At 65.1% G+C, this 13,333-nt stretch carries 13 protein-coding genes; 4 read left to right on the top strand and 9 right to left on the bottom strand.

Going from position 1 to position 13,333, the window contains the following annotated elements; all coding sequences use genetic code 11:
* Positions 1–10 precede the first annotated feature (10 nt).
* The 6 genes from ACWPM1_RS11680 to ACWPM1_RS11655 all read right to left on the bottom strand — a co-directional run bounded on the left by ACWPM1_RS11680 (position 11) and on the right by ACWPM1_RS11655 (position 6,284).
* On the bottom strand, positions 11–982 hold the full coding sequence (locus ACWPM1_RS11680) for a type II secretion system F family protein (protein ID WP_455695002.1): 972 nt from the start codon (positions 980–982) through the stop codon (positions 11–13).
* Between the two features lie 75 nt (positions 983–1,057).
* Positions 1,058–2,335, bottom strand: coding sequence for a pilus assembly protein CpaE (locus ACWPM1_RS11675; protein ID WP_455695001.1), 1,278 nt, complete (start codon positions 2,333–2,335; stop codon positions 1,058–1,060).
* 4 nt (positions 2,336–2,339) lie between these two features.
* Positions 2,340–2,987 carry a CpaD family pilus assembly protein gene (locus ACWPM1_RS11670; RefSeq protein ID WP_455695000.1) on the bottom strand — a complete coding sequence of 216 codons (648 nt, stop codon included), beginning with the start codon at positions 2,985–2,987 and terminating at the stop codon, positions 2,340–2,342.
* 13 nt (positions 2,988–3,000) lie between these two features.
* On the bottom strand, positions 3,001–4,569 hold the full coding sequence (locus ACWPM1_RS11665) for a type II and III secretion system protein family protein (RefSeq protein ID WP_455694999.1): 1,569 nt from the start codon (positions 4,567–4,569) through the stop codon (positions 3,001–3,003).
* A gap of 53 nt (positions 4,570–4,622) precedes the next feature.
* The gene (gene cpaB, locus ACWPM1_RS11660) at positions 4,623–5,708 is read right to left on the bottom strand and encodes a Flp pilus assembly protein CpaB (RefSeq protein WP_455694998.1); all 1,086 of its coding nucleotides are present in this window, start codon (positions 5,706–5,708) and stop codon (positions 4,623–4,625) included.
* Between the two features lie 87 nt (positions 5,709–5,795).
* On the bottom strand, positions 5,796–6,284 hold the full coding sequence (locus ACWPM1_RS11655; protein ID WP_455694997.1) for an A24 family peptidase: 489 nt from the start codon (positions 6,282–6,284) through the stop codon (positions 5,796–5,798).
* A gap of 226 nt (positions 6,285–6,510) precedes the next feature.
* On the opposite strand from ACWPM1_RS11655, the gene ACWPM1_RS11650 reads away from it, so the two are divergent.
* Together ACWPM1_RS11650 and ACWPM1_RS11645 are read left to right on the top strand one after the other, a co-directional pair.
* Complete coding sequence (locus tag ACWPM1_RS11650) at positions 6,511–7,332, top strand: alpha/beta fold hydrolase (protein ID WP_455694996.1); 822 nt, start codon at positions 6,511–6,513, stop codon at positions 7,330–7,332.
* Positions 7,329–8,429, top strand: coding sequence for an NAD(P)/FAD-dependent oxidoreductase (locus ACWPM1_RS11645; protein WP_455694995.1), 1,101 nt, complete (start codon positions 7,329–7,331; stop codon positions 8,427–8,429). Before ACWPM1_RS11650 ends, ACWPM1_RS11645 begins: the two co-directional genes overlap by 4 nt.
* On the opposite strand, the gene rnhA is transcribed toward ACWPM1_RS11645, so the two are convergent.
* From rnhA to ispH, 3 genes are read right to left on the bottom strand one after another with little or no spacing between them, the layout of a single operon-like run.
* Positions 8,426–8,866: a ribonuclease HI gene (gene rnhA, locus ACWPM1_RS11640; RefSeq protein WP_455694994.1), complete on the bottom strand. Its 441-nt coding sequence runs from the start codon at positions 8,864–8,866 to the stop codon at positions 8,426–8,428. The two genes, ACWPM1_RS11645 and rnhA, sit on opposite strands and share 4 nt — an antisense overlap.
* The gene (thrB, locus tag ACWPM1_RS11635; RefSeq protein ID WP_455694993.1) at positions 8,863–9,822 is read right to left on the bottom strand and encodes a homoserine kinase; all 960 of its coding nucleotides are present in this window, start codon (positions 9,820–9,822) and stop codon (positions 8,863–8,865) included. Before thrB ends, rnhA begins: the two co-directional genes overlap by 4 nt.
* An 8-nt stretch (positions 9,823–9,830) precedes the next feature.
* Complete coding sequence (gene ispH, locus ACWPM1_RS11630) at positions 9,831–10,805, bottom strand: 4-hydroxy-3-methylbut-2-enyl diphosphate reductase (RefSeq protein WP_455694992.1); 975 nt, start codon at positions 10,803–10,805, stop codon at positions 9,831–9,833.
* 75 nt (positions 10,806–10,880) lie between these two features.
* Between ispH and ACWPM1_RS11625 the strand changes: the two genes are divergently transcribed.
* On the top strand, positions 10,881–11,531 hold the full coding sequence (locus ACWPM1_RS11625) for a hypothetical protein (protein WP_455694991.1): 651 nt from the start codon (positions 10,881–10,883) through the stop codon (positions 11,529–11,531).
* A 54-nt stretch (positions 11,532–11,585) separates the two neighbouring features.
* Entirely contained in the window at positions 11,586–13,331 is a 1,746-nt protein-coding gene (gene argS / locus ACWPM1_RS11620) for an arginine--tRNA ligase (RefSeq protein ID WP_455694990.1), read from the top strand.
* Positions 13,332–13,333: the final 2 nt, after the last annotated feature.

The following is a 13,333-nucleotide window of genomic DNA, read 5'->3' as shown; positions in this document are numbered from 1 at the left end:
CTGCGATCCGTTAGATTTCGAAGTTGACCATCTTGGCCATGATGAACACGCCAATTCCCATCCACACCATGCCGCCGAGGCCGGCCACGATCAGGCGATCGTCGCTGAAAAAGCCGGCGAGGTAGGTCGGGTTGATCCACCAAACCATGAAGAACACGATGAAAGGCAGCGAGCCGACGATGTAGGCCGACGCCTTCGATTCCGAGCTCATCGCTTTGATCTTGAGCTTCATCTGGCCGCGCTTACGCAGCACGTCCGCCAGGTTGGATAGCGTTTCGGCGAGGTTGCCGCCGGTCTCGCGCTGGATGGCGAGCGTGATGCAGAAGAAGCTGAATTCCGCGATCTGCAGCCGGTCGGCCGTGACCTGAAGCGACTCCTCCATTGTCCGGCCGACGCGGATGCGATCCACGATGCCCTTGAACTCGACGCCCACCGGCCCCGCGATCTCCTGTGCCACTACTTGCAGCGTCTCGGTCACGGGAAGGCCGGAGCGGAGGCCGCGGACCAGCAGTTCGATGGCGTCGGGGAACTTCGAGTTGAACTGGTTCGTGCGCCGCTTGATGAAGAAGTTCACCACCATGTGCGGGATCCCAGCGCCGGCGAACATACCGACCGCCAGGCTCATTACCGGCGCGCCGGTCCGAAGGAACACGATCACCATGAATAGAACGGCGATTCCAAGCGAACCATAGAGGTACTGGGTCAGCGTCCAGCCTTTGCCCGTGCGGTCGAGCCGACCGGTAAGAGCTTCGATGCGTGAACCCGAGCCAGCCACCTTAAAAGTCTTGGGCTTGCGGGCGGCTATCGCCTTCTTGAGCTGGGATTCGACCTTGGTGTCGGTACTTTCGGAGTGGCGATAGCGTACGGCCTGCAGCCGCCGGGTTGCTTCCTTCGCCACGGACGGGCCCGCGAACGCGGAGTAACCGAGGACCAGCATGGCCATCAGTCCACCGGCGATCATCAGCAACTGAACAATGTTCATCGGACCGATCCGTCCCCTAACCCGCGTCGTCGTTCACTCGTTGTCGCGCAGCCGGAGCCGCCGCGGCATCGAGCGTCAGGCGTCGGCTTTCGCCGGCGCCTTGCCCTTCTTGGCCAGCAACGACTTGAAGTCGAAGCTGCCGAGAAGCGATTTCTTGGCCGCCACGTTGTCGGCGGATTCGTCGTCCGACGCGCCGATTACGCGTTCGGCCAACTGCCGGATGACCTGGCTCGCCTTGCTCGCGCGATTGGCATCGGCGAAGGTTTGGCCCAGCTTGGCGGCGTTGGCGGCCGCCTTGAGGTCGAACGGGACCATGAAGTCGATCTTGCGCTCGATCGAAGCCTCGAAATCGGGCTTGCTGATCTCCGCGATGCCGGTCTGAACCTTGTTGGCAACGATGATCGGCTGGGCGTGGCCTGCGTTGGTCTTCAGCCAACTCAGTATGCGAATGGTGTCCCGCGCGCTCGCCAGCGTCATCTCGGTCGCCAAGATTACCACGTTCACGTCTGCCAACAGGTGCGGGAAATTGATCAGCATGTTCCGCGGCAGGTCGATTACCGTCATTTCGAAAGCGTGACGGAACTCCTCCTCGAGTTGAACGAAGGCGCTGCCGTCGGTCATCAGGGGCGAGTTGATCGGCGCTTCAGCCGACAGGATCGCGAGGTTGTCGTTCGCGCGGATCATCGCCCGCTCGATAAACAGCCCGTCGATGCGGCTCGGATTGTCGATCGCGTCTGTCAGTCCGCGTCCGGGCTCAAGGTCGAGCGCCAGCGCGCCGGTGCCGAAATGCACGTCGAGGTCGAGGAGGGCGGTGGGCAGCTTGTGGTCCGCCGAGAACAGCCAGGCTAGCGAAGTCGCCAAGGTCGAGGCGCCGACTCCGCCACGTGTACCGACGATCGCGGTGGAGATGTGGCGCTTGGCCGCGTCCGGGTCGTTGGCCTTCGGGGCCGAGAACACGGCGTGTGCGTTAGTCAGCGCATCGCGCAGTTGGCCGGCCGAGAGCGGCTTGAGAAGGTAGTCGTGAATGCCGCTCGCGAGCAGGTCACGATAGAGGCGGACGTCGTTCACCTGGCCGACCGCGATGACCACAGTGCCTGGCTCGCAGACTTCCGCCAGCGCGTTGATGTCGTTGAGCGGATCGCCGCTTTCCGACAGGTCGACCATCAGGATGTTCGGGCTCGCCGACACCGACAGCGACTGGACGGCGTTTCGGAGGCCGCCCTTGGCGCACTTCTCGGGCTGCCAGCCCATTTCGATGACGACCGGGCGCAGCGTGTCCAGCGCAGTTTCGTCGCATATGAAAGCGGCGAAAGGGTCGCGGCCGCCGGGGCCGGGTTTCCAGGGGGCATTCATGTCCTCAATTCCCTCCGCCAGTGGTGGGGGGCGCCTTTAGCTCGCCCGTGCCCGTGTTAGCCTTCTCGCGATATGTCTTGATCGCCTTGTTCGAGCTCATGATCACGGTTTCGCCGTTTCCGCTTTGGCCCTCGATCAGGTCTTCCGGATTGGCGACCATTGCAGCGAGATTGCCGTTGACCGCGCAGCCATATCCGGGCGAGGTCGCGTTGGCGTAGTTGGCGTCGCTCTTGCGATCCCAGTTGGGGCAGTTCGGTACCGAGGCGCTGGACCGGGTAATCACGACCCGGGCCGTGCCCGGCTGCAACTGGCCGGTGGTGACCGGCGCTCCGTCGGCCAACAGGATGCCATGGCGTGCAGCGATCGCAGCGACCGAGGCGCGTGTCGCGCCACCAGCCACGGGATCTTCGACCGATACGCGGTCACCATAACGCAGATCCATGGCGTCAAACCAGCCAGACAGGCGTTGCTGCTCCGGAACGGTCAAACCTTCATAGGAAGTGGCAACGTCCAGCGTGTAGCTCGTCCGCTCCACCACGGGCTGGCGCGCGCTGTAGAGGCTGGTGTTATCCCATGCGGGGCCCGAGCAGGCCGAAACCGAGAGGGCGACAGTGAGGGCGAGGGCGCCCGCAACTTGGCGTGTGGTGGTCATCACTCTCACCTTTTCACTGGAGGCTAAAGCCGGGCTTCGCCGCGGCTTCGTTGCTGGCGGTGCGGCGTTTCTTCCGACGCTTGGTTTCTTCGCCGGGCGCCTGCGACGGCATGATCGCGTCTGGCGTAAGGGCCGAGATTCCGGGCGAGGCCGGAACATTGCTCTGTACGGCCGTCGGGCCAGGGCGGGTTCCACCGGTTACACCGGCGTTGTCCTGCATGCCGAACAACCGGGCTGCCTCGTTAGGAGCATTGAACCCATCCGTCGGCAGCTTGATGTCGCCATCGTTGACGGGGTTCACCAGATACGGCGTGACGACGATGACGAGTTCGGTTTCGCCCTTGCGATAGCTGGTCGAGCGGAACAGGTTGCCGAGGATCGGGATGTCTCCGACGCCCGGCGTCTTGTCGATCGAGTTCTGCGAGGCATTGCTCATCAAACCCGCGATCATGAAGCTTTGTCCCGAGCCCAACTCGATAGTCGTTTCCGCTCGGCGCGTGGTCAAAGCGGGAATCTGGAAGCCGTTCAGCGTTACCGAGTTCACGCTCGATATTTCGGAGACTTCAGGACGTACGCGAAGTGAAATACGGCCGTTGGCAAGCACCGTGGGAGTATACGCAAGGCTCACGCCGTACTTCTTGTACTCCACCGAGGTGGAGCCGAGACCCTGGCTGATCGGCACCGGAAACTCGCCGCCAGCAAGGAAGTCTGCGGTCTCGCCCGACAGTGCGGTCAGGTTGGGCTGCGACAGCGTTGTCACGAGGCCTACGCGTTCTGCGAGATCCAGTGCGCTCGCAATGTCGAGACCGAACAGTTTGCCGAAACCGGCCAATGTCGATCCGCTTCCGGTAGAGGCAACCAAGCTACCCCCATCGGGTGCAGCGGTGAACCCCACGCCCAATCCTGCCGGACTTCCAGGGGTATACTTCGTGGCGGCACCACGGCCGGTGGAAACACCGAACTTGAAGCCGCCGGTCGTATCAACGGTCTGAAGATTGGCGCCGATCTCGCGAACGAGCGATCGGCTCACTTCGGCAAAACGCACTTGCAGGTTCACCTGCAACGGCGTCGCGGTGCGAAGGCGGCTGATGACGTTGGCGTCCTCGCCGACGAAGGCCTGGACCAGGCGCTCGGCCTCCGCAGCATCTTCAGGCGCGGCGACGGTGCCGGTCAGAAGGAAGGTATTGGTCCCCATCGTGGCGACGTTCACCTTGGCTTCGGGCATCGCGAGGGCCAGCATCTGGTCGACGCTGTCGATGTTCGAGCCGACGCGGACGTTGGCCGACCAGATGATCGCACCGGACTTGTTGCTGGCGTAAACCGTCGTCACCCCGCCGGCCTTGCCGAACAGGTAGAGCTGGCGTTCCGACTTGATCTGCACATCGGCAACGTTGTCGTTGGCGACGAACACGTCGGCCATGCTGCCGGGCACGTTGATGAGTTCGCCACGGCCGATCGACAGGTTGATGTCACGGGTCGGAGCGACCGTATCCTGCGCGGCGACCGGCACGACGGGCAAGCCCGCCAGCGGAGCGACGGCGAGGCCGGCGAGCAGGACTGTGGTGGAAAGGCGGCGTTTCATCGATTTGCCCCTCGAATGAGCCTTGCTGGGCCCCATGTTGTTATGCGCGATCATCAGTATGCGCCCATGATGCCGGAGACGACCTGGCCGCCATTGCGCACGGCGTTAGCCTGGGTGCCCGTGAACTCGCTGACTTGTCCGCCGCGCGAAATTTCGACAGTGGTAGACGCCTTGCCGCGTGTAACGGTGACCGTGGAGCGCGGCTTGGCCGGCACGTAAGTGCGCGGCGGTGCGCCCGGTGCTCCCGGCGCAGCGGCCGAAGCCGGCGCCGGGGGGAGCGTACGGCGCTGGAAGCGCGATACGTCGCCGCCCGTCTGGTAGGTGGTGGCTCCTTCGCTCGGACGGTTCATGGCCTCGCGAAGCAGCTTTTCCTCCTCCTGCGGCGAAACGCCGTCAGGGATCTTGATGTCGCCCTGAGCGATGGCGCGCTCGAGTTCAGACTGGCTGTCCGCGATCGAGCGCAACGACAGGCTGAGAGTGCCGATCGTCTGCGCCACCGACACCTTCTCGGCGATTTTCGGCGTAACTTCGAGCGTGACGGTCGTGAACTGCTTCACCACGGTGTTTCCGTTGACGACTTCTTGAGTGGTCGACTGATCGGTCGCCAGCACGCGGATGTTGCGTAGGATTGTTTCGGAGGCGCGCAGATCGCCAGGGCCTTCGCCCTTGACGGTCTGGGTGAGAACGAGGTCGACCCTGTCGCCGGGGAAGACGAAGCCGCCCACGCCGGTCTTGGCCGACACCGGCACGGTAACGGCACGCATACCCGGCCCGAGAGCGGCAGCGAGGAAGCCGCGGTCGCCGGGCTTGACCAGCGAACCCTGAGTAACGGGCTCCCCGGCGGTCACCGGAAAGCGCACGACGGTGCCGAGCAGCTTGCTCACGTCCGCCTCGCCTTCGATGAAGTATGCGTCCTTGACGAGCTCCTGCGGCCAGGGCTGGAAGCCGATCGCGTCGGCCGTAATTATGGTGCCGGTCGGCAGCACCCGCTGCGCCACGAGAACCTTGGGCCCCTTTGGAACCGGCGCGGCTTGCGCCTCCGGCGCCGATGCCCCGGCGAACATGCTCCGGGCCATCATCGCGGTGACGATGGCGATCGCCAGCGCACCCCCCATCAGCAGCAGCTTCTTCCTGTCCATGGCTGTCAAAGCCCCCTCAATCGGCCCGTGTGACACCGCGGGCGGGTATGGTTGCCGTGGTTAAGCGGCGAACGGTTAAAATCAGGTTCACCCGGCCACCGCCGTTTGCGCAGTGGGCAGATAATGCACGCCGATGACCCATAGACCGGCGATGGCGATGGCTACGCCGTAGGGGATGGCCAGCCGGTCACGCCGGTGCCGGGCGATATGCCAAGCACCCATGACCAGGGTCAGTACCCCGCCAACGAGCGCCATCACGATGATGAGCTTGAGGAACCACGTGGGTTCGATCCACAGGGCGAGAGCGGTCAGCAGCTTGACGTCGCCCCCACCCATCCACTTGAGCGCAAACAGCGCTGCGAAAACAACAAATGCGCCCAGGCCCACGCCCAGCTGCAGGGCGACACCAGGCCACAGGTCGAGACCGCTGGCCCACCAGAACAGCGGTGCGCCAAGGGCGATTCCGGCGTTGAGCCAGTTGTCGATCTGACGGCGACGCCAATCGGTGGCGGCGGCAACGAGCAGCGCGATTGCCAGGGCTACGACCAGCCCGTAGTGCAGATATCCGCCCAGCATTGGTAAGCCCCCGGTCCCCTTCAGCCGTGGTGCTACCCTGCAGTGCTTACCAAATAGTAACCAACCCCGGAGGTTCGACATTAGCCAAGCAAGTGCCGGTGACGGAAACCCGCTCGGCCGGCGTGCGACCCCTGCGGGCGCAGTCGAATGCCTATGGTCGGCGACCGACGGCCACGCGATCAGGCGGATCGATTTTCCCAAGCCCGAGAATGGCGCGAAAGGCTCCTTGCTGTTCCTTGCCGGCAGGGGCGATGGCTACGAAAAGTACCTCGAAACGCTGACCCACTGGCACGCGGCCGGTTGGCGAACGACGTCGCTCGACTGGCGCGGCCAGGCCGGTTCCGGCCGTCTCGGCGCGGACGAGGTCACCGGTCACATCGAGGACTTTGCAGAGTGGGTCGCGGACCTTGCTGCGTTCTGGAGCGAGTGGGTCGGCTCTGGTCCCAGCCCGAAGGTTCTCGCGGGCCATTCGATGGGGGCGCACCTCGCTCTGCGGGCGACCGCCGAAGGCAAAGTGGCGCCCGACGGCCTCGTGCTGGTCGCCCCGATGCTCGGCCTCCACGCGCCGTTGCCGCCGGCGGCGATGCACCGAATAGCGCAGGCGATGTGTGCCGTGGGCGATCCGCGTCGCCCCGCGTGGAAGTGGGACGTGAAGCCCGGCGAACCGCCCGCATCGAGGCGCCACCTGTTGACCCATGACGACGCGCGGTACGAAGATGAACTTTGGTGGCGACGAGAAAGGCCTGAACTGGTGATGGGTCCCGGAAGCTGGCGCTGGGTCGAGCGGGCTTACGCCTCGATGCGCGGACTCTTTGCCCCGGGCGTGCTTGAAAGAGTGTCGGTGCCCACCCTCATTCTCGCGGCTGCCGACGATCGGCTAGTGGCATACAAGGCGATTTTTGCCGCCGTCGCCCGGTTGCCCAACGCTGAGCTGGTGACATTCGGCAGTGAGGCGCGTCATGAGATCCTGCGCGAGGCCGATCCCGTGCGCTTGCGCGCGCTCGCGGCGATCGAAGAGTTCCTCGCACATCTAGATGCTAAAGGATGAGCGAGGATTTCGACATCGCCGTCGTCGGCGCGGGGATCGCCGGGGCGAGCCTTGCCGCCGAACTGGCGGCGCACGGAGCGAAGCGCGTCGTCATACTCGAGGCGGAGGACCGGCCGGGCTACCATACCACCGGGCGGTCCGCCGCTTTCTGGGAGGAATGCTACGGAGGGCCCGATGTAGTCCCGCTTACGCTCGCCTCAGGCCCGTGGCTGCGGGAGCATGGATTCCTGTCACCGCGCGGCGCGCTCTACGTCGGCGGCCCGGAGGAAGCGTCCGAACTCGATGCGTTCATGCAGCGGTTTGCGGGAAGCGGTGTCCAGATCGAACGGCTGGACGCAAGGGGGCTGGCCACGCGCCTGCCTGGGGTGCGCGCAGGCTGGAACGGCGCGGTATGGGAACCGGCCTGCGCCGATATCGACGTCGCAGCGCTGCATCACCATTACCTGACCTCCGCGAAGCAGGGCGGGGTTGAACTGCGAACAAGGGCGCGGGTGGTGAGCGCGGAATATACTGGCGATGCTTGGCAGCTCGAAACCGAAAGCGGCGAGGTTGTTTCCGCCGCCGTGCTGGCAAACGCCGCGGGGGCTTGGGCTGACAGCCTGGCCGAGCTTGCCGGGGCGAGCGCGCTCGGCATCCAGCCGCTCCGCCGGACAGTGGCGCAGTTGAGGACTGATCCGCCGCCGCCCCCCGATCTGCCGCTCGTGCTCGACATCGCGGGCCGGTTCTACTTCAAGCCCGAAAGCGGCCGCCTTTGGCTGAGCCCGCACGACGAGGAGCCCTCGCCGCCGTGCGATGCCGCACCGGAGGAGTTGGCGATCGCGGAGGCCATCGACCGGTTCGAGCGGGTAGTCGACTGGCGCGTCGTGGCGGTAGAGCGGAAGTGGGCCGGCCTGCGTAGCTTCGCGCCGGACCGTCTGCCCGTTTACGGCTTCGACCCGCAGGTACCTGGACTGTTCTGGTTCGCGGGTCAGGGAGGTTTCGGCATCCAGACCGCCCCGGCTGCTGCCCGACTTGCTGCCCAACTCCTTCTCGGCACAGCGCGCGATGGGATGACCGAAGCGCTTGACGCCGGGCTTTATTCACCCGCCCGCTTCTAGCGGGCCGCCGCCTTGTTCGCCTCCTCGCACGCGAGAGCATCCACGCGCTCGTTCTCGGCGTGGCCGTTGTGGCCCTTTACCCAGATCCATTCGATCTTGTGCCGGTTGGCGGCGGCAATCAGCTCGTGCCACAGGTCGGCGTTGCGCACCGGCTGCTTGCTGGCGTTCTTCCACCCGTTCCTCTGCCAGCCGTGCACCCACTTGGTGATGCCGTCGAGGACGTACTTGCTGTCGGAGTGAAGGCGGATGTCGCATGGCTCAATCAACGCCTCGAGCGCCTTGATTGCTGCAGTCAGCTCCATGCGGTTGTTGGTGGTCGCCAATTCGCCGCCGGACATTTCCTTTTCGTGTCGGCCCATCCGCAACAGGGCGCCCCAGCCGCCGGGGCCGGGATTCCCCTTGCAGGCGCCATCCGTGAAAATCTCGACTTTCTTCATGATTCGAACGGCTTCTCGCCCGCATCTGCGTAGAATTGCAAGCGCCGCGCGAACCCCATCGGTTCTTTGCGGGTGACCAAAGCTTCGGGAGGGGTGGCAATCCAGTCTTCGACGCGGCTGGCAACGAAGCGAAGACATGCGCCTTGAGCCAAGGCAGGCAATGCCACCCGCTCGGGCGCTGTCAAAGGCCGGACGCTCTGGTAGCCCGCGAGCAGCGCAGCGCCGACCGCTTGGTCGAAGCGGTGGCCGGAGAGGTCGAAGCTCCATGCAGCATGGGTGACCGCGAGGTCGTAGGCCATCGCCTCGTCGCAGGCGAAGTAGAAGTCGATCATCCCGGTAACGCGGTTGCCGCGCATAAGTACGTTGTCGGGAAACAGATCGGTGTGGCAGATGGCCATGGGCAGATCCTGCGGCCAATCTGCCCGTAGCGCTTCGCCCAACGCCGCAATCTTCGGAAGCGCGGGATCGACTTTTTGCAACGCTTCATGGCCCCACGCATCCAGTGCGTTTAACGAGTGCTTGAGATCGAGCGGATTGGGGCGCCGACGGCCGAAGTCCTCGCTGGCGAGATGCAAGCGAGCTAATGCCTGCCCGACTGCGTGCGCTTGCGCCGGGGATGGGCGATCGACCGAAATTCCGGGCAGGAACTCGATGAGGGCAACCGCCTTGCCCTTCACCTCGCGCCAGCCCGCGCCGCCATGATCGTGGATCGTGCGCGGCACCGGGCAGCCATTCGCCGAGAGATGATCGAGCAGTCCGAGGAAGAACGGCAGGTCGCTGACGTCGATGCGGCGTTCGTACATGGTAAGGATGAACCGGCCCGTAGTCGTCTCGACAAGCCAGTTGGAATTGGAAATGCCCTCGGCAATGCCCTTGGCCGAAACCAACTCGCCCACGTCGTAGGCGGTAAGCAAGGTGGCCATGTCCTCGGCGGCGAGGTGGGTGTAGACCGCCATGTTATCCGTCAGCCGGCGAGCAGACGGGGCAGCTTGAAGACCATCTTCTCTTCGGCGGTGACCAGGGTGTTTTCCTCGATCGTGCGCCATTCAGCGAGACGCGCGACGACCTCGCGAACGAGGCTTTCGGGCGCCGAGGCACCCGCTGTCAGACCGATGGTTCCGACGCCTTCCAGCCACGCCGGATCGATATCGCTCGCCCGCTGGATCAGCCTGGCGTCAGTCCCCATCCGTTCGGCCACTTCGACCAGGCGGAGCGAGTTCGACGAGTTCGGCGCACCGATGACGAGCACGAGGTCGCTGCCGGGTGCAATCGCCTTCACCGCTGCCTGGCGGTTGGAAGTCGCGTAGCAGATGTCCTCGGCCTTGGGCCCGACGATCTGCGGATACTTTGCCTGCAGCGCCGCGACGATCTCGCGCGTGTCATCGACCGAGAGCGTGGTCTGGGTCAGGAACGCCAATGGGATGTCTATGGCGAAATCGAGCGCGGCAACATCCTGGACGGTCTCGACGAGGGTGATCGAGCCATCGGGAACCTGTCCCATGGTGCCGATGACCTCCGGGTGTCCGGCGTGGCCGACGAATATGATATGCCGCCCCGCCTCGATCTGCCGCTCGGCCTGGCGGTGCACTTTACTGACCAGAGGGCAGGTCGCATCGACCCAGACCATCTCGCGGCGGCTGGCTTCGACGGGGATGGCCTTGGGCACGCCGTGCGCGCTGAACACCACCGGCGCGCCATCTGGGACCTCGTCGAGCTCGTCGACGAAAACCGCGCCTTTGGCCTTGAGCGAGTCGACTACGAAGCGGTTGTGGACGATCTCGTGCCGCACATAAACCGGCGTTCCGAAGCGCTCGATCGCCCGCTCTACGATCTCGATCGCCCGGTCGACACCCGCGCAGAACCCCCGTGGCGCGGCTATCAGCAGCGTCAGCAGAGGCTTGTCTGCAGGGGCATACGTGGGGTGCAAGGGCGCGTTCATATCCGGCCCCCTAGCGCTTCGCCGCGCGCGCCGCTAGGGCGACGGCTCAACGCTGCTTTGTGGATCGACCCTGACATGACCAACCGCCTTCGCCTTGCCGCCATGCTGATGATGGGGGCCGCGCTGGCCGGCTGCAAGTCCGATGGCGAACTGGTTTTGGACCAGGGAGTAGGCATCACCGCGGTGCGTACGGCGTGCCCGGCCGTGGGCGTGCCGGACTATACCGGGGACGTCACGACGTTCCGGGTCCCGGGCGATGTCACGGCGGCCAACATCGACGTTAGCGCCTCAATCACCAATGTGCGCTCGACATGCGACGAGGGCAGCCCGCGCCTTTATACCAACGCAACCTTCGACGTGCTGGCCCGCCGCACCGACCCGCGCGGGGCTCGCCAGGTCACCTTGCCGTTCTATTCGGTGGTTCTTCGTGGTGGAAGCCAGGTCACTTCGAAGAGGGTAGGTCAAGTGACGCTGAACTTTGCTGACGGCCAGGAGCGTGCGCAGGCTCGGGCTCAGGCCGGCGCCTACGTCGATCGTGCCGAGGCGACGTTGCCGGCCGATATCCGAGAGCAGATCACCCGCAAGCGCCGAGCTGGCGACGAGGATGCGGCGATCGATCCGCTGTCCGATCCGGCGGTGAAGGCGGCGGTAGCCCGCGCGACCTTCGAGCTTCTCATCGGCTTCCAGCTCACCGAGCAGCAACTGGCCTACAACGCTACCCGCTAGTGCCGACCGGCGCGAGCCTTGCGCTTTAGCGCTGATCGGCTAACCCGCGCCGCCATGTCCGAGACCCAGACTCTCCACGCCGCCTTCGCGGCGCGCATTACCGCTGTGCTGCATGCTCTAGAGATGGAGGGCGCGCTGCCGCCCGGCGCAAGCGAAGCGGCGATAACCGTCGAGCCGCCGCGCGATCCGTCGCACGGCGATCTCGCCACCAACGCCGCGATGGTGCTTGCCAAGCAGGCGGCCACCAATCCCCGCGCGCTTGCCGAGAAGATCATCGAGCACCTCTCGCGGCAATCCTCGGTGGTGGGCGCGGAGATTGCCGGGCCGGGGTTCATCAACTTGCGGCTCGCCGAAGGCGAATGGCTGACCGAACTATGCACCATCGCGGCTCTCGGGACCGACTACGGCCGTTCGCAGGTGGGAGCGGGCCGGCGGGTCAACGTCGAGTACGTCAGCGCCAATCCCACCGGGCCGATGCACATGGGCCACTGCCGCGGCGCGGTGGTCGGCGACGCGCTCGCCAATCTGCTCGAGTTCGTCGGGCATCCAGTGACCCGCGAATACTATGTCAACGACGCGGGCGGACAAGTCGACGTGCTCGCGCGTTCGGCCCATTGGCGCTACCGCGAGGCGCTGGGTCAAGCAGCTGGCGGCATCGCCGAGGGGCTCTATCCTGGCGAATACCTAGTTCCACTCGGCAAGGAGCTCGCAGCCCAGTTCGGCGCCCAGTTCGCCGACGCGCCGGAGAACGAATGGCTGCCCGAGTTCAGGCGCCAGAGCGTCCGCGCGATGATGGACATGATCCGCGCCGATCTCGCGCTGCTCGGAATCCGGCATGACGTGTTCGCGTCTGAGGCCGAGTTGCAAGCGGCCGGCAAGCCCGCCGAGGCCGAGGCCTGGATGCGGCAGCATGACCTCGTGTTCGACGGCATGCTGGAAGCCCCGAAAGGCAAGACCCCCGACGACTGGGAACCGGTCGAACTGCCCTTGTTCCGCGCCACCAAGTTCGGCGACGATCAGGACCGTCCGATCCGCAAAAGCGATGGAAGCTGGACCTACTTCGGCGCCGACCTCGCATATCACATGCAGAAGGCCGCAAAGGCGGACGAGCTAATCGACATCTGGGGTGCGGACCACTCGGGCACCGTCAAGCGGATCAAGGCCGCCGTCGCCGCCTTGGGGGAGGGCGAGGGCCGCTCCATCCCGTTCGACGTGAAGCTGGTGCAGATGGTCCAGCTGCTGCGTGCCGGCGAGCCGGTGAAAATGTCGAAGCGGGCGGGCACCTTCGTCACTCTCGCCGATGTGGTGCATGAGGTCGGCAAGGACGTCGTCCGCTTCACCATGCTCACCCGCAAGCCCGAAGCGCAGATGGAGTTCGACTTCGCCAAGGTGGTCGAGGCGTCGAAGGACAACCCGGTATTCTACGTGCAATATGCCAGCGCCCGGATTCATTCGACGATGCGCAAGGCCTTGGCCGAGGGGCTGACACCCGATCCGGCGGCGCTCGATCGGCTTGGGCAGGAAGAGCTGGCACTGGTCAAGCAGGCCGCGCAGTTCCCGCGCCTGGTCGAGGCCGCGGCCGCCGCGCGCGAGCCGCACCGGGTCGCGTTCTTCCTCTACGATCTAGCCGCGGCGTTCCATGCCTATTGGAACCTCGGCAACGATTCGCCCGACAAGCGCTTCATCGTGGCACAGGATGCGGCGCTGACCGGCGCGAGACTTTTCCTCGGCCAGCAGATCGGGCAAGTGATCCGCAACGGCCTCGCGCTATTGGGCGTCGAGGCGGTCGAGGAGATGTAAGC

It is taken from the genome of Tsuneonella sp. HG249, from assembly GCF_053819205.1.
The sequence above is the reverse complement of the archived record's forward strand: the minus strand, read 5'-3'. Positions and strand labels throughout refer to the sequence as shown.